We start from the raw sequence: 21366 nt of genomic DNA, 5'->3' as shown, positions 1-21366 counted from the left end.
ATGTATCGCGAACCGGAGGTCTGGGTGATCCAGCTGCACGATGTCGACCTGAAACTGCTCAGGGTCTTCGCCACTATCGTCAAGTGCGGGGGCTTTTCCGCGGCCCAGGCGGCGCTCAATGCCGGCCAGTCGACCATCAGCGAACAGATGTCCCATCTGGAAACCCGGCTCGGGGTCAAACTCTGCCAGCGCGGGCGCAGCGGCTTTCACCTGACCGAGCAAGGCGTGGCGGTGCATGAGGCGACCCTGCGCCTGCTCGCGGCGGTGGAGAACTTCTGCCTGGACGCCGACGTGCTCAAGCAGCACATCAGCGGCCAGCTCAACCTGGGCATCATCGACACCACCATCACCGACCCCGATTCGCCGATCCCGCGCACCACCCAGCGCTTCGTCTCCCGCGGCCATGACGTGCATCTCAACGTCTATATCGGTTCGCCGGCGGAACTGGAGGAGCGCGTGCTCGACGGTCGCCTGCACCTGGCCGTGGGGCACTTCCCCATCCATGTGCCCGGGCTGTCGTACTCGGCGCTCTACCAGGAGGCGCTGGGCCTGTATTGCGGTCGCCGCCACCCGCTCTTTGCCAGCCAGACCGAGGGCGCCAGGCTGCTCGAGGAAATCCGCGCGAGTCGCATCGTCGCCCGCGGCTACATGCAGCACTACGATCTGGAGCAACTGGGCGCGAGCAAGGCCGCGGCGACGGTGGACAACATCGAGGCCCTGGCCATCCTGATCATCTCCGGCGCTTACCTCGGCTTCCTGCCAGTGCACTTCGCCGCGCAGTGGGTGAAGAGCGACGACATGCGCCAACTGGCGACAAACCAATTGCAACTGATGTCGCCATTCGACGTGATCAGCCGGCGCGGACTGGCCCCGCCGCCGATCCTGCGCGCCTTCCTCGAGGACCTGGCGACCTGCTCGCGCACCGCCAATCACGGCTGAAGGCCGCGCCAGCCGTGGCATGAGACAAAAAAGGCGACCCGTGGGTCGCCTTGTTCATGCTGCCAGCCGCTAGTGTCGCGTCAACCATGAAGTGTCGTAGTTCCGTAGGGTGGGTTAGCGGCGCCAAGCGCAGAGCGATCAGGCTCCGCGATCGTGGCGCGCCGCGTAACCCACCAAGCGATCTCCCGTATTGCGCCGGTGGTGGGTTACGGCGCAGCGGATCTTGCTGGATCATCACTATCGGCGGCATGCGCCTAACCCACCCTACGAGAGGCCGTTTAACCGCAGGTTGATCTGTGACGCGACACTAGGCCAGTTCGCCGCGCAACTGCCGCGCCGCCGCCACCATGTTGACCAGCGCCGCCTCGGTTTCCGGCCAGGCGCGGGTCTTCAGGCCGCAGTCCGGGTTGACCCACAGGCGTTCGGCGGGGATGCGCCGCGCCGCCTTGCGCAGCAGCTTGACCATCTCGCTGCTGTCCGGTACCCGCGGCGAGTGGATGTCGTAGACCCCGGGCCCGATGTCGTTGGGGTAGTCGAAGCGCTCGAAGGCCTCCAGCAGCTGCATGTCCGAACGCGAGGTCTCGATGGTGATGACATCGGCATCCATGGCGGCGATGGACTCGATCACGTCGTTGAACTCGCTGTAGCACATGTGGGTGTGGATCTGGGTTTCGTCGCGCACACCCGAGGCGCACAGGCGGAAGGCCTCGGTGGCCCAGGCCAGGTAGTCCTGCCACCCGGCCTGGCGCAGCGGCAAGCCTTCGCGGAAGGCCGCTTCGTCGATCTGGATGATCTTGATCCCGGCGGCCTCCAGGTCCAGCACCTCGTCACGAATCGCCAGGGCCAGCTGACGCGCCTGCTGCTCGCGGGAAATGTCGTCGCGCGGGAAGGACCACATCAGCATGGTCACCGGGCCGGTCAGCATGCCCTTCATCACCTTGCTGGTGAGGGTCTGGGCGTAGCGGATCCACTCCACGGTCATCGGCTGCGGCCGGCTCAGGTCACCGAAGATCAGCGCCGGTTTGACGCAGCGCGAACCGTAGCTCTGCACCCAGCCGAAACGGCTGAAGGCATAGCCGTCGAGCTGCTCGGCGAAATACTCGACCATGTCGTTGCGCTCGGCCTCGCCGTGCACCAGCACGTCCAGGCCGAGGTTTTCCTGCACCTCGACGGCGTGGCGAATCTCGCTGTGCATGGCCTCGGTGTAGGCGGCAGGCGACAACTTGCCGGCCTTGAACGACTGACGCGCCAGGCGGATCGAAGCGGTCTGCGGGAAGGAGCCGATGGTGGTGGTCGGCAATGCCGGCAGTTGCAGGCGTGCGCGCTGCTGCTCGATACGCAGGGCGAAGGGCGAAGCGCGCTGGCTGTCGGCCGCGGTGATGGCGGCCAGCCGGGCCTGCACCGCCGGTTTGTGGATACGCGGCGACTGCGCGCGGCTGGCCTGCACGGTGCGGCTCTGCGCCAACGCGGCCTGCACCTTGGCGTTCTGCGGGTCATTCAGGGCGGTGGTCAGCAGGGCGACTTCCTCGCACTTCTGCACGGCGAAGGCCAGCCAGCTTTTCAGCTCGCTATCCAGCTGGTCTTCAGGGTTCAGGTCGACCGGGCTGTGCAGCAGCGAGCAGCTCGGCGCCACCCACAGGCGCTCGCCCAGCCGCTCCTGCGCCTGTTGCAGGATGCTCAGGGCCTGCTGCAGATCGGTGCGCCAGACGTTGCGCCCGTTGACCACGCCGAGCGACAGCACCTTGTACGCCGGCAGGCGGTCGAGAATACTCGGGAACTGCTCGGGTGCGCGGACCAGGTCGATATGCAGGCCATCCACCGGCAGGTTGGCGGCCAGGCCGAGGTTGTCTTCCAGGCCGGCGAAGTAGGTGGCGATCAACTTTTTGCCGGGCTCGCGCTGCAGCAGGTTGTAGGCACGCTCGAAGGCATTCTTCCAGGCTTGCGGCAGGTCCAGCGCGAGGATCGGCTCGTCGATCTGCACCCACTCCACACCCTGGCTGGCCAGGCGCTGGAGGATTTCGCCGTACACCGGCAGCAGCCGTTCGAGCAGGTCGAGACGGTCAAAGCTCTTAACTTCAGAGGCGCTGCCCTTGACCTTGCCCAGCCACAGGTAGGTCAGCGGGCCGATCAGTACCGGTTTGACGGTGTGCCCCAACGCATGGGCTTCATCGACTTCCTCGAACAGCTGTTCCCAGCTCAGCTGGAACTGCTGGTCGGCGCTGAACTCGGGGACCAGGTAGTGGTAGTTGGTGTCGAACCACTTGGTCAGCTCCTGTGCATGGGCAGCGCCGCAGCAACTGCTGTGGCTAACGCCGCGCGCCATGCCGAACAGGGTTTCCAGGCTCGGCTTGCCGCTGTGCGGACGGAAGCGCTCGGGGATCACGCCGAAGCACAGCGAGTGGGTGAGTACCTGGTCGTACCAGGCGAAATCGCCGACCGGTAGCAGGTCGATACCGGCGTCCTTCTGCAACTGCCAGTGGGCGGCGCGCAACTGGCGGCCAACCGCCTGCAAACCGGCCTCATCCAGCTCACCTTTCCAGTGAGCCTCCAGGGCCTTCTTCAGTTCGCGGTCGGCACCGATACGCGGGAAACCCAGGGAATGGGACAGGGCCATGTCAAAACGCTCCATAGATAAACAAGATGGGGCGTATTCTCGGCAAGCCATCAGCGTGAGACAAACTCAACATATTTGTATTGATCTATAGTTTTACTCATGTAGGGTGGATGAAGCGTCAGCTACGCGCCCCGATCCACCCTACGCCCCCTTCCCCGCGAGGCCCCCATGCTCGAATTGCGCCACCTGAAAACCCTCCACGCCCTGCGCGAAAGCGAGAGCCTGGTGGACGCCGCCGAACGCCTGCACCTGACCCAGTCGGCGTTGTCGCACCAGTTCAAGGAGCTGGAGGAGCGCCTCGGCATGCCGCTGTTCGTGCGCAAGACCAAGCCGGTGCGCTTCACCAGCGCCGGCCTGCGTCTGCTGCAACTGACCGATGCGGTGCTGCCGCTGCTGCGCGGCGCCGAGCGCGATCTGGCGCGGCTGGCCGGCGGCACCGCCGGCCGCCTGCACATGGCGATCGAATGCCACAGCTGCTTCCAGTGGCTGATGCCGACCATCGACCAGTTCCGCGACGCCTGGCCGGAGGTCGAGCTGGACCTGGCCTCGGGCTTCTCCTTCGCCCCGCTGCCGGCCCTAGCCCGGGGCGACCTGGACCTGGTGGTGACCTCGGATCCGCTGGAGCTGGCCGGCATCACCTACGTGCCGCTGTTCACCTACGAGGCCATGCTGGCGGTAGCCAACCAGCATCCGCTGGCCAGCAAGCCGTTTATCCAGCCCGAAGACCTGGCCACGGAAACCCTGATCACCTACCCGGTCGAGCGCGACCGCCTGGACATCTTCACCCGCTTCCTCGAACCGGCCGATGTCGAGCCGGCCCAGGTACGCACCTCGGAGCTGACGGTGATGATGATGCAGCTGGTGGCCAGCGGCCGCGGCGTCTGCGGCCTGCCCAACTGGGCGCTGCACGAATACAGCTCGCGCGGCTACGTCACGGCCAAACGCCTGGGCGAAAAAGGCCTGTTCGCCACCCTGTATGCCGGCATCCGCACCGATATGCTCGACTCGCCGTTCATGCGCGACTTCCTGCTCACGGCCAAGGACACCTCCTTCGCCAATCTGGAAGGGGTCAGCGTGGCGCGCTGAATGGCCGACCCCGTAGGGAGTGCGGGGCCGCCTAGGCCGCGCGCACCATGACTTAGCGCCACGCATTGGCCTGACGGTCACCCCGGTGCGCATGGCGCACCCTACGCACGCCCCCGCGCTGAAAAGCTCGGCACGCGCATGATTTGGATCAATAGTGCCTGGCCGACCCTGGGCTTTAATCAGAACAACAGCGTCAACCACACGCGGAAGCCGACCTCATGATCCAAGCGATGCGCAGCCGCCATACAGGGCTCGCCAGGAATCTGCTGGCGCTCTGGTTCGTGCTGTTTTTCGCTTGTTCCTTCACCCATGTACAAGCCGCTACCAGCGACATGATGGACGAGGCTTCGGCCAGCCTGGCGAGTCCTCTGCACGGCGACCACGCCCACACTCGGCATGACCCAAGCGCCGCGGACAGCTGCAGCACCTTGCAGAACGCTCCCCTCAACCAGCAGTTGCTGACGCTCCTGGCATTGACCGCCCTCCTCGGCCTGGCCGGTAGCCTTGGGTTGCTCACCGGCCTGCAGCGCCGCACCAGCAGCCTGCGGGCTCCGCTGTTCAGCCCCGGCCTGCCTACGCCCATTCGCAAGCAGCTGCATCGCTATAACGAATAGCCCCACTCTCCCGCTGAACCCCGTCGCCTCGCCATGCCGGCCGCAAGCCGCGCTTGCAGGTCGGCCACCCCGGTTTTCTGGAGAATCCTGCCATGCCCCACGACCCCCGCCATGCCCCAGCGGCCGGCAACCCCTGGCGTTTCTGGCCGGCCCTGTTGCTGTTCGCCGCCATCGCCCTGCTCTTCCTCTGGGCAGAGCATCAGGCCCATCTGCTCGGCGCCCTGCCCTACCTGGTCCTGCTGCTGTGCCCGCTGCTGCATCTGTTCATGCACCACGGTCACGGCCGGGGCAACAAGCGCCCCGAGCCGAAGCGGAACCCAGACATGGATCAGAAACGACCAGCCTGCGGCCTCAGACCATGAACGCAGCCGAACCAAGCAGACAGCGACAAAACGCGGTACTGATAGTGCCCGGCATGGGCAGCGATCACTGCGCCGGCCTGGTCAGCCAGTCGCTCAGGCGCCTGCGGGGTGTTGTCGAACTGAGCACCAGCATCGCCAGCCACAAGGTGCACATCGAGTTCGATGCCGGCCAGACCGACCTGGACGCGCTCAAGCAGGCGGTCGAGCAGGCCGGCTACGAGGTGGCCAGGGCGGAGCTGGCCGGCACCCGTGGCGAACCCAGCGGGATCGAGGAGGAAGAGCAGTACCTGCGCGACGCCTGGCGGCGCATGTGGCTGGCCGGCGTGCCCACGACCCTGATCATGCTGATCATGGCGGTGCAGATGTTCTGGTTCATGCTGCCGGGTTATCTGGCGATGGTGGCGCTGCTCGCCGCCGTGCCGGTGTTCATCGCCGGCGCCAGCACCCATGCATCGGCCTGGAAAGCGCTGCGCAACCACACCGCCAATATGGACGTGCTGATCAGCCTGGGCAGCCTGCCGCCCTACTTCATCGGTCTGGTGGGGTTTTTCTTCCCCATGACCTCGTTTATCGAGATGGCCGCCACCATCACCACCTTCCACCTGATCGGCCGCTACCTGGAGGCCCGCGCCAAGGGTCGCGCCTCCCAGGCCATCCGCAAGATGCTCGAGTTGGGGGCCAAGAGCGCGGTGCTGCTGCGCGATGGCGTCGAGGTGCAGGTGCCGATCGAGGCGGTGGTGGTCGGCGACCTGATGCTGGTGCGCCCCGGCGAAAAGATCCCCAGCGACGGCGAGGTGGTCGAGGGTAACAGTCATATCGACGAGTCCCTGGCCACCGGCGAACCGCTGCCGAAGGAGAAGGGGCCGGGCGATCCGGTGATCGGCGCGACCCTGAACAAGGAAGGCCTGCTCCGGGTGCGTGCGACCAAGGTCGGCCAGGACACCTTCCTCGCCCAGGTGATCGATCTGGTGGAGCATGCGCAAAGCTCCAAGGTGCCGATCCAGGAGTTCGCCGACCGCATGACCGGGCGCTTCGTGCCCGTGGTGCTGCTCATCAGCCTGGCGAGCCTGGCCGTCTGGCTGATCGCCGGCGAGTCGCTGCGCGGCATCCTGGTCTGGGGCGCGACCTGGCTGCCCTGGGTCGATGCCGAGCTGTCGTCGCCACTGGTGGGGCTGCTGTCGGCAGTCGCGGTGCTGGTGATCGCCTGCCCCTGCGCCCTCGGTCTGGCCACCCCAACCGCGCTGATGGTGGGAGCCGGGCGCGGCGCCGAGCTGGGCATTCTCTATCGTTCCGGCACCGCCATCCAGATGTTCAAGGACATCAAGGTGATGGTGCTGGACAAGACCGGCACCCTGACCCTGGGCAAACCGGTGGTCACCGATTGCCTGGCCGGCGAGGGCATCGATGAACACGAGCTGCTGCGCCTGGCCACCAGCGTGGAATACGGCTCCGAGCACCCGATTGCCCAGGCCATGGTCGAACGCATCAAGGAACTCAGTCTGGAACTGGGGGGCCTTAGCGAATTTCAGGCGCTCAACGGCCTGGGCGTGCAGGGCCAGGTGGACGGCCAGTTGATCCGCGTCGGCAACGCGCGCTGGATGCAGGAATGCCGGGTGGACACCGCCGTCCTGGCCGGCCAGCTGGAAGCCCTGGAGAACCAGGGCAAGACCGCGCTCTATGTGGCCCGCGCGCAGCAACTGATCGGCGTGATCGCGGTCGCCGACAGCCTCAAGGAGGACGCCCAGGCGGCCATCGCGGCACTGCGCGCCCTGGGCATCCATACCGTCATGCTGACCGGTGACAACCAGCGTGCCGCCGCGCATATCGCCGCGCAAGTGGGCATCGACAGCGTCCACGCCAATGTGCTGCCCAGCGGCAAGGTCGAGGTCATCCGCCAACTGCAGGCCGAGTACGGTCAGTGGGTGGCGATGGTCGGCGATGGCATCAACGACGCCCCGGCACTGAAGCAGGCCAACGTCGGCATCGCCATCGGCAGCGGTGCCGACGTGGCGATGGAGGCCGCCGACGTGATTCTCATCGGTGGACGCCTGAGCGGCCTGGTGGAAGCGGCGCAGCTGTCGCGCCTGACCTTTCGCAAGATCGTCGAGAACCTGATCTGGGCCTCGGCCTACAACGTCGCCGCCATCCCCATCGCCGCCGTCGGCCTGTTGCACCCGATGATCGGCGTGATCGCCATGACCGCCAGTTCGCTGTCGGTGATCGCCAATTCCCTACTGCTCAAGAGATCCCCCTTGAGCGTCATCCGCAGCACTCATTGAAACCAAGCAGGAGAAACACCATGAGCACTTTCACTTACAAGACCCTGACTGCCCTCGCCCTCACCGGCGCATTGCTGGCCGCCCCGGCCTTCGCCGAGGACGCCCATCACCCCGAGCAGCTGGCGCAGAACCAGCAAGACATGCCCATGGGCCAAGGCATGGGCATGGGCATGGGCCAAGGAATGGGCATGGGCATGGGCCAAGGAATGGGGCCAGGCAAGGGCATGATGGACTGGTCGCAGATGCAGGAGATGATGCGGCAGATGCATGGCACCACCAACCCCCAGGAACGCCAGAAGATCCGCAGCGAACACCGCCAGGCCATGCGCTCGCAGATGGGCATGATGAACCAGCAGATGCAGCAGAGCCAATGCCCGATGGCCAAGGATGCGCCCATGCAGCAGCAATGCCTGAAGGACATGCACCAGAATATGCAGAACATGCTGCAGATGATGGAGCAGATGCTGGAAAACCAGTCAGTGCCGAACGGCCAATAAGCCTGGACGTTACGCTGTTCGTAGCCTGGGTAAGCGCAGCGCGATCCGGGGGGCGTCATCCTCACGGATTGCGCCAAGGCTTATCCGGGCTATGGGACTGCTAACAGCTCCCGTAGGGTGCGCCGCGCGCACCATTTGTTGCCGCCGCGCATGGGGGACCGCGGCAATGATCGCGAGTATATCGGTGCGCATGGCCTGGGCGGCCCCGCGCACCCTACGACAAGCATGTCGGCAACAGGCACAGGATTTTCTTCAGGCGATGTCTCCCAGAGCAATGCTGGCCGCAGCGGGGAGACGCCGGCGGCGCATCAACCTGTAGGCCGCCGGCAACACGAACAGCGACAGCAGCGGCGCGCTGAGCATGCCACCGACCATGGGCGCGGCGATGCGGCTCATCACCTCGCTGCCGCTGCCGCCACCGAGCAGAATCGGCAGCAGGCCGGCGATGATCACCGCCACGGTCATGGCCTTGGGCCGTACCCGCTGCACTGCGCCTTCGCGGATCGCCTCGACCAGAGCATGCTCGCTACGCTCACCGACCTGTTCGCGTTCGGCCCAGGCATTCTTCAGGTAGAGCAGCATGATCACGCCGAACTCCGCTGCGACTCCGGCCAGGGCGATAAAGCCGACGCCGGTGGCCACCGACAGGTGATAGCCGAGCAGGTAGAGGAACCAGACCCCGCCGGTCAGGGCGAACGGCAGCGTGGCCATGATCAGCAGCGCCTCGCTGAAGCGGCCAAAGCACAGGTAGAGCAGGACGAAGATGATCAGCAGGGTGGCCGGCACCACCAGCTTGAGCCGCGCGTTAGCCCGTTCGAGAAACTCGAACTGCCCCGAATAGCTCAGGCTGATACCCGGCTGCAGTTGCACCTGCTCGTCGATGGCGGTGCGCAGATCGGCCACCACCGAGGCCAGGTCGCGCCCGCGCACATCCACATAGACCCAGCCCGAGGGTCGCGCATTCTCGCTCTTGAGCATCGGCGGGCCGTCGCTGACCCTGATTCGCGCCACCGTACCCAGGGTGATCTGGCTGCCCTGGGGGGTGTAGATCGGCAGCTGTTCGAGCCCGCCCAGGGAGTCGCGCCATTCGCGCGGATAACGCACGCTGATGGGGAAGCGCGCCAGGCCTTCGATGGTCTCGCCGACATTCTCGCCGCCGATGGCGCTGGCGACGATCGCCTGCACATCGGCGATATTCAGGCCGTAACGCGCGGCCGCCGCCCGGTCGATATCGACGTCGATATAGCGTCCGCCGGTCAGCCGCTCGGCCAACGCCGAACTGACTCCGGGGATACCTTTGGCGACCTTCTCGATCGCCTGGGTGGCAGCATCGATCTGCGCCAGATCGCTGCCGGCGACCTTGACCCCGATCGGGCTCTTGATCCCGGTGGCGAGCATGTCGATGCGGTTGCGGATCGGCGGAATCCAGATATTGGTCAACCCCGGCACCTGCACCACCCGGTCCAGTTCCTCCACCAGCTTGTCCGCGGTCATGCCGGCGCGCCACTGCTCGCGCGGCTTGAACGCGATGGTGGTCTCGAACATCTCCAGCGGCGCCGGGTCAGTGGCGGTTTCGGCGCGGCCGGCCTTGCCGAACACATGGGCGACTTCCGGCACCGTCTTGATCATGCGGTCGGTCTGTTGCAGCAACTGCGCGGCCTTCTGCGCCGACAAGCCGGGCAGGGCCGAAGGCATATAGAGCAGATCGCCCTCGTCCAGCGGCGGCAGGAACTCGCCGCCCAGTTGCGACAGCGGCCACAGGGTGCTGAGAAACACCAGCGCCGCTACCGCCAGGGTGGCTTTTGGCCAAGCCAATACTGCGTCCAGCGCCGGCTGATAGAGTTGGATCAGCCAGCGGTTCAGCGGGTTGCGCGCTTCATCGGGAATCCGCCCGCGAATCCAGTAGCCCATCAGCACCGGCACCAGGGTCACCGACAGCCCCGCGGCGGCGGCCATGGCATAGGTCTTGGTAAAGGCCAGCGGGCCGAACAGGCGGCCTTCCTGGGCCTGCAGGGTGAACACCGGAATGAACGACAGGGTGATGATCAGCAGGCAGAAGAACAGCGCCGGGCCGACTTCCACCGCCGCGTCGGTAACCACCCGCCAGTGCTGCTCGCCCTTGAGTTCCTCGCCGGGATGCTTCTGGCGCCAGGCCTCGATCTTCTTGTGCGCGTTCTCGATCATCACCACCGCGGCGTCGACCATGGCGCCGATGGCGATGGCGATGCCGCCGAGCGACATGATGTTGGCGTTGATGCCCTGCTGCTGCATGACGGTAAAGGCGATCAGCACCCCGACCGGCAGGGAGACGATGGCCACCAGCGAGGAACGCAGGTGCCAGAGGAAGGCCGCGCAGACCAGGGCGACGACGATGAACTCCTCCACCAGTTTCTCGCCCAGGTTACGCACCGCGCGGTCGATCAACTGGCTGCGGTCATAGGTGGTGACGATCTCCACCCCCTCGGGCAGGCTGCTTTTCAGTTCCTCGAGCTTGGCCTTGACCGCGTCTATGGTGCTGCGCGCGTTCTTGCCGCTGCGCAGGATCACCACGCCGCCGACCACCTCGCCCTCGCCATCCAGTTCGGCGATGCCGCGGCGCATCTCCGGGCCGATCTGGATATGCGCCACCTCGCCGAGGGTCACCGGCACGCCGCCGCCATCCAGGCGTAGCGGGATGGCGCGAAAGTCGTTGAGGCTTTGCAGATAACCCGAGGCACGCACCATGAACTCGGTTTCCGCCAGTTCCAGCACCGCGCCACCGGTTTCCTGGTTGGCCCGGCCGATGGCCGCCGTCACCTCGGCCTGGGTGATGCCCAGGCTGGTCAGCTTGATCGGGTCGAGTTGCACCTGGTACTGCTTGACCATGCCGCCGATGGTCGCCACCTCGGCGACGTTGGCCAGGGTCTTCAGCTCGAACTTGAGGAACCAGTCCTGCAGCGCGCGCAGCTGCGCCAGGTCGTGAGTGCCGGTGCGGTCGACCAGGGCGTACTGGTAGATCCAGCCGACCCCGGTGGCGTCCGGCCCCAGCGACGGTTTGGCACTGGCCGGCAAACGGCTCTGGATCTGGCTGAGGTATTCCAGCACCCGCGAACGCGCCCAATAGAGGTCAGTGTCGTCCTCGAACAGCACATAGACGAAGCTGTCGCCGAAGAACGAATAGCCGCGCACCGTCTTCGCCCCCGGCACCGAGAGCATGGTGGTGGCCAGCGGGTAGGTCACCTGGTTCTCGACGATCTGCGGCGCCTGGCCCGGATAGGGTGTGCGGATGATCACCTGCACGTCGGACAGGTCCGGCAGCGCATCGATGGGCGTGTTCTGCAGCGACCAGACGCCCCAGGCGGTGGCGAACAGGGTCGCCAGCAGCACCAGGAAACGGTTGGCCACCGACCAGCGGATCAGCGCGGCGATCATGGCTGCGTCTCCTGATGGCCGTCATGCACGGGCGCCAGGTGCTCGATGCGTTCGATCTGCATCCCGTCGTCGTCGGCGCGCACCCCGACCCGGACCCGGTCGCCGGGTTTCAAGCCTTCCAGCAGCGCCAGATCGGCGACCGGAAACAGCATGCTCATGCCCGGCATGCCCAGGGTCTTGAACGGGCCATGGGTGAGCATCACGCCATCGGCTTCGATGGCGTCGATCTGCCCCTCGGCTTCGTGCAGCGCCGGCTGCAGTTTGACCTCGGTCGCAGGCGCGCCCAGTTGCTGGGCCAGAATGCCGCGCAGGCTGGCCTCGGAATCGAGCAGGAACTGCCCGGAGGCGACCACCTGCTGGCCCTCCTCCAGCCCTTCGAGGATCTGGGTAGTGCCCGCGGCCTCCTGGCCCAGACGGACTTCCACCGGGCGGAAACGCCCTTCGCCTTCGGCGAGCATCACCAGGGCGCGGCGACCGCTGCGGATCACCGCCTCGCTCGGCACCAACAGCGCATCGCGTTCGGCCGGGCGAACCAGCCGTACCTGGGCGGTCAGGCCCGGACGCAGACGGCCTTCGGGGTTATCCAGCACAACCCGTACGCGCAGGGTGCGGCTGTCGAGGTTGGCCTGGGGCAGAATGGCCTCGATGCTGCCGCCGAGCACTTCGCCGGGGAAGGCCGGCAGGCGCGCCTCGACCACCTGGCCTTTATGCAGGCCCAGGGCTTCGGCCTCGGGCACCGCCACATCCAGCCAGACGCTGCGTAAACCGTTGATGGTCGCCAGGGTGTCGCCGGCCATCAGGTTCATGCCTTCGCGTACGTCGAGTTGCTGCAGCACGCCGGCGATCGGGCTGGTCACCGTCCACAGTGCCTGTACCTTGCCGCTACGCTCGAATCGGGCGATCAGCGCCGCCGGCATCCCGGTCAGGCGCAGACGCTGGCGCGCCGCGGCCAGTAGCGCGGGATCGCCGGCATCGCGCAGGGCCAGATAGTCTTCCTGGGCGCTGACCCACTCGGGCACCAGAAGGTCGGCCAGGGGCGCGCCGGCCTCGAGCAAATCCTCGGGCGCGCGGGCATAGACCCGCTCGACGAAACCGCCGGTACGCGCCTGCACCACGGCGATATCGCGGCTGTTGAAGGTCAGGTTGCCAACCACCTCCAGGCTGTTGGCCAGCGCCCCGCGGGTCACCGGGGCCAGGCGCATGCCGAGGTTCTGGGTGATGCTCGCATCGATGCTGACGGCGGCGCTGTCGCCACCCTCGTCGGCATAGCGCGGCACCAGCTGCATGTCCATGAATGGCGACTTGCCCGGCTGGTCGAATTTTTGCTGCGGCACCATGGGGTCGTACCAATAGAGCACCTTGCGCTGGTCTACCGTGCTGGCCTGAGTTTGCGCGTGAGCGGCCTCGGGCCCGACGCTCATCGATTGCTGGGCGAACCAGTAGCCACCTGCCGCGCCTATCCCCAGTACCAGCGTCGCCAGCAGCGCGCCTTTTGCGATTCGAGCACTCATTGGCTCACCCCTTCATAAGCGAAATGCAGGCGGGCGCTGGTCAGCGCGCGCGCTTGTTCGAAGTCGATGTGTTTCAGGCGCGCCTCGATCAGCTCGCGGCGGGCGGCGACCACGCTGGCCAGTTCACCGCTGCCCGCTCGATAACTGGACAGGGTTAGCGCGACTTTCTCTTCGGCCAGCGGCAGCAGCAGTTCCTGACTGCGGCGCAGCGCGCGGTCGAGGCGCTGGTATTCGGCCAGATCATCGGCCAACTGCTGCGCATGCTCGCGCTCGGCGGCTTCGCGTTCGGCATGCAACTGGCTGAGCTGCGCCTGCTTGGCGGCGATTCTGGGGTTCTGCCGCGCGCCCGGGAACAGCGGCAGATCGAAGCTGAACTGCACGCTCATCATGTCGCCGAACGCGTCGTCGCGCTTCTGGTAGGCCAGCTCCCAGCTCCAGTCGGATTGTTTGTCCGCCACGGCCTGGCGCACCTCGGCTTGCGCCTCATCGGTCATGGGATCGAACAGCGCCAGTTCGGGATGGCGTTGCAGATTGTGCCGATAATGCGCGGCATCCACCGGCCAGTTCGGCAGGCGGCCGGCCAGGGCCTCATCGGCGCGCGGGCCGATCCAGCGGCGCAGGGCCGCGCGCTGCTGCGCGCGACTTTGCAGCAACTGGTCCTCGGTCTCGGCCAGCAGCGCCGCCTCCTGCTTGGGCGCGACGCTGTCGGCGGCCTGAGCACGCCCGCCGGCGATGCTGGCGCGCACCGCCTTGGCCAGCAGATCGTTTTCGGCGTAGAGGGTCTGGAACAGCGCCAGTTTCTCCTCGACGGCGCGCGCCGAGATCCAGGCCAAGGCGGTTTGCCGGCGGACCTTGAGCCGTTCGACCCGCTGTTCCAGCGTCGCCCGCTCGACCCCGGCCTGGGCCAGGTCGACCCGGGCGCGGCGCTTGGCGCGGTTGGGCACCTCCTGCATGACCCCAACCATCTGCATGGTCATCGGCTCGCGATCCAGGCGCCCACGGTCTGCGCCCTCGATCGGCACGTTCTGCAGGCCCAGCAACAACTTGGGATCGGGCAGTGCGCCGGCAGGGATGGCCGAACTGCGCGAGGCCTCGACTTGCGCGGCCTGTGCGGCCAGCGAGGGCGCCTCGCGTTCGGCCTGGCGCAAGGCCTCGTCGAGGGTCAGGGCCGCGACCGGCAGGCTGAACCAGGCAGCGGCCAGCGCGCCGACCAGCCAACGGCCGGGGAAGGAAAACGAAAGGTACATACGGGTGATTCCTGTCGATATCGCGCGATGAACGCGCAACGGCCAGCGTGCAACCCGAGCTGCACGATGGGGTTCGCAACGGGACGGGAATCAGGCGCGGGGTGGGCGCCAGGGGGCAAGCGAGGGTCGCGACAGGGGTTCGGCTTGGCTATACGAGGAGGCGTTGGCGGCGGCCGGCAGCAGCTTGAGTTTGAATCGATAGCCATCGGCCAAGGGCAGGCCGGCGCTGGAGCATTTGCTCATGTCCGGGCACAGCTGACCGCTGAGTTGCATCGCCGCGTCGTCGCAGCAGTCGCTCGCCTGCGGCGCGTCCTGGCTCATCGGGCAAGGCTCGACGACCAGCAGCGCGCCCGCCAGGCTCTGCAAGGGCAGGACCAGGGCCAGGAGCAATACCAGACAGAAGCGAGGGAAGGCGTTCATGCCGGGCAGTCTAGCCCCACGCCTGGCCAGAGACAATTGATAGGGATCAATTAGCCTGGCCCGTTGCGCTGGACCGGGCGGCGCCACCCTAGCGAACCGCCGATAGCCGGAGCCTGGTCAGATAGCGCAGCGGGCCTATACTTTTTGTTCCCGCAACCCGGACTGGCGAGCTGCAGTACTGACGAGTCGGCCCCGCAACTGTAAGAGGAGCTGATCATGACCATCCGCATTGGCGACGAAGCCCCCGACTTCAGCGCCGACACCACCGAAGGCCCCCTGCACTTCCATGAGTGGATCGGCGACAGCTGGGCCATCCTGTTCTCCCACCCCAAGGACTTCACCCCGGTGTGCACCACCGAACTGGGCTACATGGCCAGGCTCAAGCCCGAATTCGACAAACGCAACACCAAGATCGTCGGCCTCAGCGTCGACCCGGTCAGCGACCACCGGGCCTGGGTCGGCGACATCGAGGAAACCCAGGGCCATGCGGTCAACTACCCGATGATCGGCGACCCCGACCTCAAGGTGGCCAAGCTCTACGACATGATCCACCCCAACGCCAGCGGCGGCCCGCGCACCGCGGTGGACAACGCCACGGTGCGCTCGGTGTTCATCGTCGGCCCGGACAAGAAGGTCAAGGCCATGCTGGTCTACCCCATGAGTGCCGGACGCAACTTCGACGAGGTCCTGCGCCTGCTCGATGCGCTGCAGCTCAACGCCAAGCACACGGTGGCCACCCCGGTGAACTGGAAACCGGGCGACGACGTGATCATTCCCACCTCGGTGTCCGACGAAGAGGCCAAACGCAAGTACCCGCAGGGCTTCAAGACCCTCAAGCCCTACCTGCGCGTGGTGGCGCAACCCAAGTAACGGCGACTGGCATGGTGGATCACCCGTTGGAGTTTTCCACTCCTGGCAGGCGCAGCCAGGCACAAAACGCAGGAGCCAGTAACCGTAGGATGGTGCGGGCAGCGTAGGATGAGCGAAGCGATACCCATGCTGTGGCGTTGAGCGAAGCGATACCCATGCTGTGGCGTTGAGCGAAGCGATACCCATCGGGCGGTTTATGCCTGTACCCGCTGGCAGGGCGAATATCGATGATGGGTTACGGCGCCTTTGTTCTGCTGACAGCAGGTCAATTTGCGGGCGCCTAACCCATCCTACGGTCTTGATCCTTGAGTGCCCCAGTTTACTGCGCGACAGCGCTCCGGCGCAGATGGCGAGCGAACGCCTACCGGCACCGGCAGCGCCTCGCAGATAAATCCAGGCGTCGCCAAGCGCTGTTACAACTGTCCGCTTGCTCACCGTGACCGGCAGTCATAGCATGACCGCCAGTCACAGCCAGACATATTCCTGCCCATGCGCCTTCAAGACCGCCTCTTCCTGCAGCGCGAAAGCGCCCTCCTCGATGCCGCGCGCCTGCTGTTTCGCCAGCAGCCCTGGGACCGGGTGACCATCGCCGAGGTGGCGACCCAGGCCGGCATCGGCAAGGGCACGGTGTACAAGCACTTTCCCAGCAAGGAGGCGCTGTTTGCCCGCCTGACGCTGGACATGAGCCATGCCAATCTCGCCGAACTGCGCGCCCTGCATGCCGCGCAGCCGCCGCAACAGGCCATGCGCCAGGTGATCCGCCGCGCCTTCGAGCAGATGCTCGCCGACCCGATCCTGACCCAACTGTGCCAGCACTGCGACCGCCCGGCCTTTCAGGAGCGTCTGGAGGCGCCCTACCGCGAGCAGTTCCTGCAGCTGGAACGCGACTACGTAGACTTCTTCGGCCAACTGCTGCACGACACCTTCGATGATCGCGCACTCTCTCCCGGCGACTGCCAGTACCTGTTGTGGGGCGTGGAGGCCTGCGTCAACGGGGTGATGGCGCGCATCGCCTCCGGCGGCTTCGAGCACTGGGCCGAGCCCACCGCCCTGAGCGACTACTTCGACCGCGTCACCGATTTCATCATCGCCGGCCTGCGTGGCCAGGCCGCCAACCTTTGCGCCCCATCCGCCAGCCGCGAGTAACCGCTCATGTTCAGTCAAGTGTCCAAACGTCCATGGTTGATCGCCGTCGCCATCAGCGTCTTGCTGCTGCTCTGGCTGCTCAGCGGCTCGCTGTTCAAGGCGCAGAAAACCGCCAGCGCCGATCAGCCCGTCGTGGAGCAGGGGCTGGCGAAAGTCGAGATCCAGTGGCTTGAGGCCCAGCCGATGCAGCGCCAGCACGTGGTCCAGGGCCAGGTCGAAGCCTGGCGCCGGGTCGAGTTGCGCGCGCAGATCAGCGCCAGCGTGCTGCGCCTGGACCGGGACAAGGGCCAGCCGGTCGAACAGGGCGAGTTGCTCCTCAGCCTGTCGCCGGACGACCGCAGCGCCCAGGTGGTACGCAGCGAAGCCGAGGTGCGCCAGCGCGAGACCGACGTCGATTCGGCCCGGCGCCTGCACGAACGCAAGCTGTTTTCCGCCAACGAACTGCTGCGTCTGGACAGCGAGCTGGCCAAGGCCCGCGCCGAGCTGGCAACCGCCCGCCTGCACCTGCGCAACACCCGCATCGAGGCGCCCTTCGCCGGGGTCTACGATGCGCGTCAGGTCGAGCTGGGCGATTTCGTCCAGGCCGGGCAGAGCCTGCTGACCCTGGTCGACATCCGCCAGCTCAAGGTCAGCGCGCAGATCGCCCAGCAGCAAGTCACCCAACTGACCCTTGGCCAGCCAGTGCGCGTGCAACTGCTCGACGGCCGCGAGCTTGCCGGTGAACTGCATTTCATCGCCGCCGCCGCCGACCCCGACTCGCGCAGCTTCCGCATCGAGGTGCGGGTCGACAACCCCGAGCGGCTGCGCCTGGCCGGGGCCAGCGCCACCCTGCACATCCAGACCGGCGAGGCCATGGCCCACCGCCTCTCCCCGGCCCTGCTCAGCCTCGATGCAGCCGGCCGCCACGGCGTGAAGTGGGTCAACCAGCAGCAACGGGTCGAGTTCACCCCGGTTGCGCTGATCAGCGTCGACAATCAGGGCGCCTGGGTCAGTGGCCTGCCGCCGCGGGTCGCGCTGATCACCCTCGGCCAGGGTTTTGTCGAACCTGGCCAGCAGGTGCTCAGCCAACTCGCCAACGAGGGCAGCTGAAATGCACGCCCTGATCGCCGCGGCGCTGGACCGCAGCCGCACCAGCCTGCTGCTGCTGGCCTTTCTGCTGATCGGCGGCCTGGCCGCCTATGTGGCCATCCCCAAGGAAGCCAACCCGGACGTCAGCATCCCGATCATCTATGTCTCGGTGGCACTGGAAGGCATCAGCCCGGAAGACGCCGAACGCCTGCTGGTCCGCCCGCTGGAACAGGAGCTGCGCAGCCTCGAAGCGGTCAAGGAAATGCGTTCGATGGCCAACGAAGGCCAGGCCTCGGTGACCCTGGAATTCGATGCCGGCTTCGACGCCAAGGCGGCCCTGATCGACGTGCGCGAAAAGGTCGATACCGCACGCAGCAAACTGCCTGAGGAAGCCGATGAACCGACGGTCACCGAAGTCAACGTGGCGCTGTTTCCGGTGCTGTCGATAGGCCTGTCCGGGCCGATCGCCGAAGCGCAGCTGGTGTATGTCGCCCGCCAGCTGAAGGAGAACATCGAAGGCATCGCAGAGGTGCTCTCGGTGGAGATCGGCGGCGACCGCGAAGACCTGCTGGAAATCGTCGTCGACCCACAGGTACTCGACAGTTACGGCATCGACTACAGCGAGCTGTTCAACCTGGTCACCCGCAACAACCGCCTGGTTGCCGCCGGCAGCCTGGACACCGGCGCCGGGCGCATGAGCCTGAAGGTGCCCGGGGTCATCGAGAATCTGGAAGACGTGCTGTCCATGCCGATCAAGGTGGTCGGCGGCAGCGTGGTGACCTTCGGCGATGTCGCCAGCATTCACCGCACCTTCAAGGATCCGACCGGCTTCGCCCGGATCAACGGTCAGCCAGCCATCGTCCTGGAAGTGGCCAAGCGCAGCGGCGCCAACATCATAGCCACCATCGAGCAGGTCAAGGCACTGATGGTCCAGGCCCAGCCGTTGCTGCCCGACGGCCTGCAGGTCAGCTACATCATGGATCAGTCGCAGGAAGTCGAGAGCCTGCTCGGCGACCTGCTCAACAACGTGATGACCGCCATCGTCCTGGTGCTGATCCTGGTGGTGGCGAGCATGGGCCTGCGTTCGGCGCTGCTGGTCGGCCTGACCATCCCCGGCGCCTTCCTGACCGGCATCCTGCTGATCTGGATGCTCGGCTTCACCCTCAACATAGTCGTGCTGTTCAGCCTGATCCTGGTCGCCGGGATGCTGGTGGATGGCGCCATCGTGGTCTCCGAGCTGGCCGACCGCAACCTGCACCAAGGCCAGCACCCGCGCCAGGCCTGGGCCAACGCGGCGACGCGGATGGCCTGGCCGGTGATCGCCTCCACCGCCACCACCCTGGTGGTGTTCCTGCCGCTGCTGTTCTGGCCCGGGGTGGTCGGCCAGTTCATGAAATACCTGCCGGCCACGGTGATCGTCTGCCTGCTCGCCTCCCTGGCCATGGCCCTGGTGTTCCTGCCGGTACTGGGCGCGGTGACCGGCGGTCGCCCGCAGCCGCTGCCGAGCACGCCCAGCCGTGGCGCCCGGGCCTACCGCACACTGCTCGACAGACTGCTGCGCCGGCCGGGCCTGACCCTGCTCGGCATGCTCGCGCTGATCGCCCTGATCTATGCCGGTTACGGCCGCTTCAACCATGGGGTGGAGTTCTTCCCCGAGGTCGAACCGGAGAACGCACAGATCTGGCTGCGCGCCCGCGGCGACCTGTCGGTGCAGGAAAAGGACGCCCTGCTGCAACAGGTCGAACGCCGCCTGCTCGGCATGTCCGAGGTCAAGGCGCTGTACGCCCGCTCCCTGGCCCAGCCGGACGGTCAGCTCGGGGTCGACGTGATCGGCACCCTGCAGTTCCAGTTCGTCGACTGGCATGAGCGGCGCCCGGCCCGACAGATTCTCGCCGACATGCGCGAGCGCAGTGCCGACATTCCCGGGGTGGTCCTCGAGTTCCGCGGACAGGAACAGGGCCCCAGCGGCGGCAAGCCGGTCAAGCTGCAAATCAGCGCCCTGGATCCGCTCGAAGCCGATCGCTTTGTCGAGCGGCTGCGCGCCAGCATGCTCGCCATCGGCGGCTTCCAGGACGTCGAAGACGACCGCGCCCTGCCCGGCGTCGAATGGCGGATCAAGGTCGACCGCGAGGCCGCCGCACGCTTCGGCGCCGACGTGCTGAGCGTCGGCAACGCCGTGCAGATGGTCAGCAACGGCCTCAAGCTGGCGACCTACCGGCCGGAAGACGCCACCGACGAGGTCGACATCCGCGTGCGCCTGCCCGCCGACTGGCGTTCGCTCGACCAACTCGGCCGCCTGACCCTGAACACGCCCAGTGGCCAGGTGCCGCTGGGCAACTTCGTCGCCCTGCAGCCGGCGCCCAAGGTCGGCACCCTGCGCCGGGTCGACGGCAACCGCACCATCACCCTGCAGGCCGATCTGGCCGAGGGCGCGCGCCTGGACGAACGCCTGCAAGCGCTGCGCGAAGCCATGGGCGAGCCGCCGACGGACGTGCAGCTGACCTTCGCCGGCGAGGATGCCGACCAGCGCGAGGCCGCGGTCTTCCTGGCCACCGCCTTCGGCGTGGCGATCTTCCTCATGGCCCTGATCCTGGTAACCCAGTTCAACAGTATCTACCAGGCCATCCTGGTACTTTCAGCCATAGTCCTGTCCACCGCCGGGGTGCTGATGGGCCTGCTGGTCAACGGCCAGTCGTTCGGCATCGTCATGGTCGGCATGGGCCTGATCGCCCTGGCCGGCATCGTGGTGAACAACAACATCATCCTTATCGACACCTACAACCAACTGCGCCGCCAGGGTCTGGAGCCGCGCGCGGCGGCGCTGGAAACCGGCAGCCTGCGCCTGCGCCCGGTGCTGCTCACGGCGGTGACCACGGTGCTCGGCCTGGTGCCCATGGTGCTCGGCGTCAACGTCGACCTGCTGGCGCCGAGCCTGGGCCTGGGCGCGCCCTCGACCCAGTGGTGGACCCAGCTGTCCAGCGCCATCGCCGGCGGCCTGAGTTTCGCCACCGTGCTGACCCTGTTGCTGACCCCCTGCCTGCTGGTGCTGGGCGCGCGCTTCGAACGCCGCCCGCCGCCGCTGGAAACCTTCGACGACGACCTGCTCGACCTGCCGGAACACTTGCTCGCGCCGCTGCCCGGCAACGCCCGCGCCAGCAGCACGCAGGACACTTGAGGAGCCATCGATGGAAACCTTGCGACCTCGTGGGTCGGGGCGCGTAGCTGACGCTTCACCCATCCAGCAACAGCGAGGGTGGATGAAAAAAGCGTCATCCACCCTACACATTGAAGCGCCATCAACC

15 protein-coding genes are annotated in these 21366 nt (G+C 66.6%); 10 read left to right on the top strand and 5 right to left on the bottom strand.

Annotated features, from left to right (window positions below; translation table 11 throughout):
- Positions 1 to 24 precede the first annotated feature (24 nt).
- Entirely contained in the window at positions 25 to 939 is a 915-nt protein-coding gene (locus tag BM315_RS05280; RefSeq protein ID WP_090498753.1) for a LysR family transcriptional regulator, read from the top strand.
- Positions 940 to 1246: 307 nt separating this feature from the next.
- On the opposite strand, the gene metE is transcribed toward BM315_RS05280, so the two are convergent.
- Complete coding sequence (gene metE / locus BM315_RS05275; protein ID WP_090498551.1) at positions 1247 to 3553, bottom strand: 5-methyltetrahydropteroyltriglutamate--homocysteine S-methyltransferase; 2307 nt, start codon at positions 3551 to 3553, stop codon at positions 1247 to 1249.
- 168 nt (positions 3554 to 3721) lie between these two features.
- Here metE and metR point away from each other — a divergent pair, with 168 nt between their 5' ends.
- The 5 genes from metR (at position 3722) to BM315_RS24230 (ending at position 8391) form a co-directional block, all read left to right on the top strand.
- Positions 3722 to 4639: a transcriptional regulator MetR gene (metR, locus tag BM315_RS05270; RefSeq protein WP_090498548.1), complete on the top strand. Its 918-nt coding sequence runs from the start codon at positions 3722 to 3724 to the stop codon at positions 4637 to 4639.
- Positions 4640 to 4857: 218 nt separating this feature from the next.
- On the top strand, positions 4858 to 5253 hold the full coding sequence (locus BM315_RS05265; RefSeq protein ID WP_090498546.1) for a hypothetical protein: 396 nt from the start codon (positions 4858 to 4860) through the stop codon (positions 5251 to 5253).
- Between the two features lie 92 nt (positions 5254 to 5345).
- A complete protein-coding gene (locus BM315_RS05260; protein WP_090498544.1) occupies positions 5346 to 5615 on the top strand; it encodes a DUF2933 domain-containing protein in 270 nt (89 codons plus the stop codon).
- On the top strand, positions 5612 to 7894 hold the full coding sequence (locus BM315_RS05255) for a heavy metal translocating P-type ATPase (RefSeq protein WP_212632936.1): 2283 nt from the start codon (positions 5612 to 5614) through the stop codon (positions 7892 to 7894). Before BM315_RS05260 ends, BM315_RS05255 begins: the two co-directional genes overlap by 4 nt.
- 20 nt (positions 7895 to 7914) lie before the next feature.
- Entirely contained in the window at positions 7915 to 8391 is a 477-nt protein-coding gene (locus tag BM315_RS24230) for a hypothetical protein (RefSeq protein WP_141123926.1), read from the top strand.
- 252 nt (positions 8392 to 8643) lie between these two features.
- Here BM315_RS24230 and BM315_RS05240 read toward each other — a convergent pair whose 3' ends face one another.
- From BM315_RS05240 to BM315_RS05225, 4 genes are all read right to left on the bottom strand, one after another.
- On the bottom strand, positions 8644 to 11802 hold the full coding sequence (locus tag BM315_RS05240; protein ID WP_090498538.1) for an efflux RND transporter permease subunit: 3159 nt from the start codon (positions 11800 to 11802) through the stop codon (positions 8644 to 8646).
- Complete coding sequence (locus tag BM315_RS05235) at positions 11799 to 13313, bottom strand: efflux RND transporter periplasmic adaptor subunit (protein WP_090498536.1); 1515 nt, start codon at positions 13311 to 13313, stop codon at positions 11799 to 11801. The genes BM315_RS05240 and BM315_RS05235 overlap by 4 nt, the downstream gene beginning before the upstream one ends.
- Positions 13310 to 14560: a TolC family protein gene (locus BM315_RS05230; protein WP_090498534.1), complete on the bottom strand. Its 1251-nt coding sequence runs from the start codon at positions 14558 to 14560 to the stop codon at positions 13310 to 13312. The genes BM315_RS05235 and BM315_RS05230 overlap by 4 nt, the downstream gene beginning before the upstream one ends.
- A 90-nt stretch (positions 14561 to 14650) precedes the next feature.
- A complete protein-coding gene (locus tag BM315_RS05225) occupies positions 14651 to 14980 on the bottom strand; it encodes a hypothetical protein (protein ID WP_090498532.1) in 330 nt (109 codons plus the stop codon).
- Positions 14981 to 15196: 216 nt separating this feature from the next.
- Between BM315_RS05225 and BM315_RS05220 the strand changes: the two genes are divergently transcribed.
- The 4 genes from BM315_RS05220 (at position 15197) to BM315_RS05205 (ending at position 21239) form a co-directional block, all read left to right on the top strand.
- Positions 15197 to 15850: a peroxiredoxin gene (locus BM315_RS05220; protein ID WP_090498530.1), complete on the top strand. Its 654-nt coding sequence runs from the start codon at positions 15197 to 15199 to the stop codon at positions 15848 to 15850.
- 489 nt (positions 15851 to 16339) lie between these two features.
- Positions 16340 to 16996 (top strand): TetR/AcrR family transcriptional regulator, encoded by a 657-nt coding sequence (locus BM315_RS05215; RefSeq protein ID WP_090498529.1) that lies wholly within the window; start codon positions 16340 to 16342, stop codon positions 16994 to 16996.
- A gap of 18 nt (positions 16997 to 17014) precedes the next feature.
- Positions 17015 to 18085: an efflux RND transporter periplasmic adaptor subunit gene (locus tag BM315_RS05210; RefSeq protein ID WP_244527252.1), complete on the top strand. Its 1071-nt coding sequence runs from the start codon at positions 17015 to 17017 to the stop codon at positions 18083 to 18085.
- 1 nt (position 18086) lies between these two features.
- Positions 18087 to 21239, top strand: a complete 3153-nt coding sequence (locus BM315_RS05205; RefSeq protein WP_090498525.1) for an efflux RND transporter permease subunit — start codon at positions 18087 to 18089, stop codon at positions 21237 to 21239.
- Positions 21240 to 21366 lie beyond the last annotated feature (127 nt).

Source organism: Pseudomonas borbori (genome assembly GCF_900115555.1).
Lineage (GTDB): Bacteria > Pseudomonadota > Gammaproteobacteria > Pseudomonadales > Pseudomonadaceae > Aquipseudomonas > Aquipseudomonas borbori.
The sequence above is the reverse complement of the archived record's forward strand: the minus strand, read 5'-3'. Positions and strand labels throughout refer to the sequence as shown.

Bases quoted from the DNA above. Each gene is read 5' to 3' on its own strand.
- metE (WP_090498551.1), bottom strand. From the start codon at position 3,553: ATGGCCCTGTCCCATTCCCTGGGTTTCCCGCGTATCGGTGCCGACCGC.
- metR (WP_090498548.1), top strand. From the start codon at position 3,722: ATGCTCGAATTGCGCCACCTGAAAACCCTCCACGCCCTGCGCGAAAGC.
- BM315_RS05265 (WP_090498546.1), top strand. From the start codon at position 4,858: ATGATCCAAGCGATGCGCAGCCGCCATACAGGGCTCGCCAGGAATCTG.
- BM315_RS05260 (WP_090498544.1), top strand. From the start codon at position 5,346: ATGCCCCACGACCCCCGCCATGCCCCAGCGGCCGGCAACCCCTGGCGT.
- BM315_RS05255 (WP_212632936.1), top strand. From the start codon at position 5,612: ATGAACGCAGCCGAACCAAGCAGACAGCGACAAAACGCGGTACTGATA.
- BM315_RS24230 (WP_141123926.1), top strand. From the start codon at position 7,915: ATGAGCACTTTCACTTACAAGACCCTGACTGCCCTCGCCCTCACCGGC.
- BM315_RS05240 (WP_090498538.1), bottom strand. From the start codon at position 11,802: ATGATCGCCGCGCTGATCCGCTGGTCGGTGGCCAACCGTTTCCTGGTG.
- BM315_RS05235 (WP_090498536.1), bottom strand. From the start codon at position 13,313: ATGAGTGCTCGAATCGCAAAAGGCGCGCTGCTGGCGACGCTGGTACTG.
- BM315_RS05230 (WP_090498534.1), bottom strand. From the start codon at position 14,560: ATGTACCTTTCGTTTTCCTTCCCCGGCCGTTGGCTGGTCGGCGCGCTG.
- BM315_RS05225 (WP_090498532.1), bottom strand. From the start codon at position 14,980: ATGAACGCCTTCCCTCGCTTCTGTCTGGTATTGCTCCTGGCCCTGGTC.
- BM315_RS05220 (WP_090498530.1), top strand. From the start codon at position 15,197: ATGACCATCCGCATTGGCGACGAAGCCCCCGACTTCAGCGCCGACACC.
- BM315_RS05215 (WP_090498529.1), top strand. From the start codon at position 16,340: ATGCGCCTTCAAGACCGCCTCTTCCTGCAGCGCGAAAGCGCCCTCCTC.
- BM315_RS05205 (WP_090498525.1), top strand. From the start codon at position 18,087: ATGCACGCCCTGATCGCCGCGGCGCTGGACCGCAGCCGCACCAGCCTG.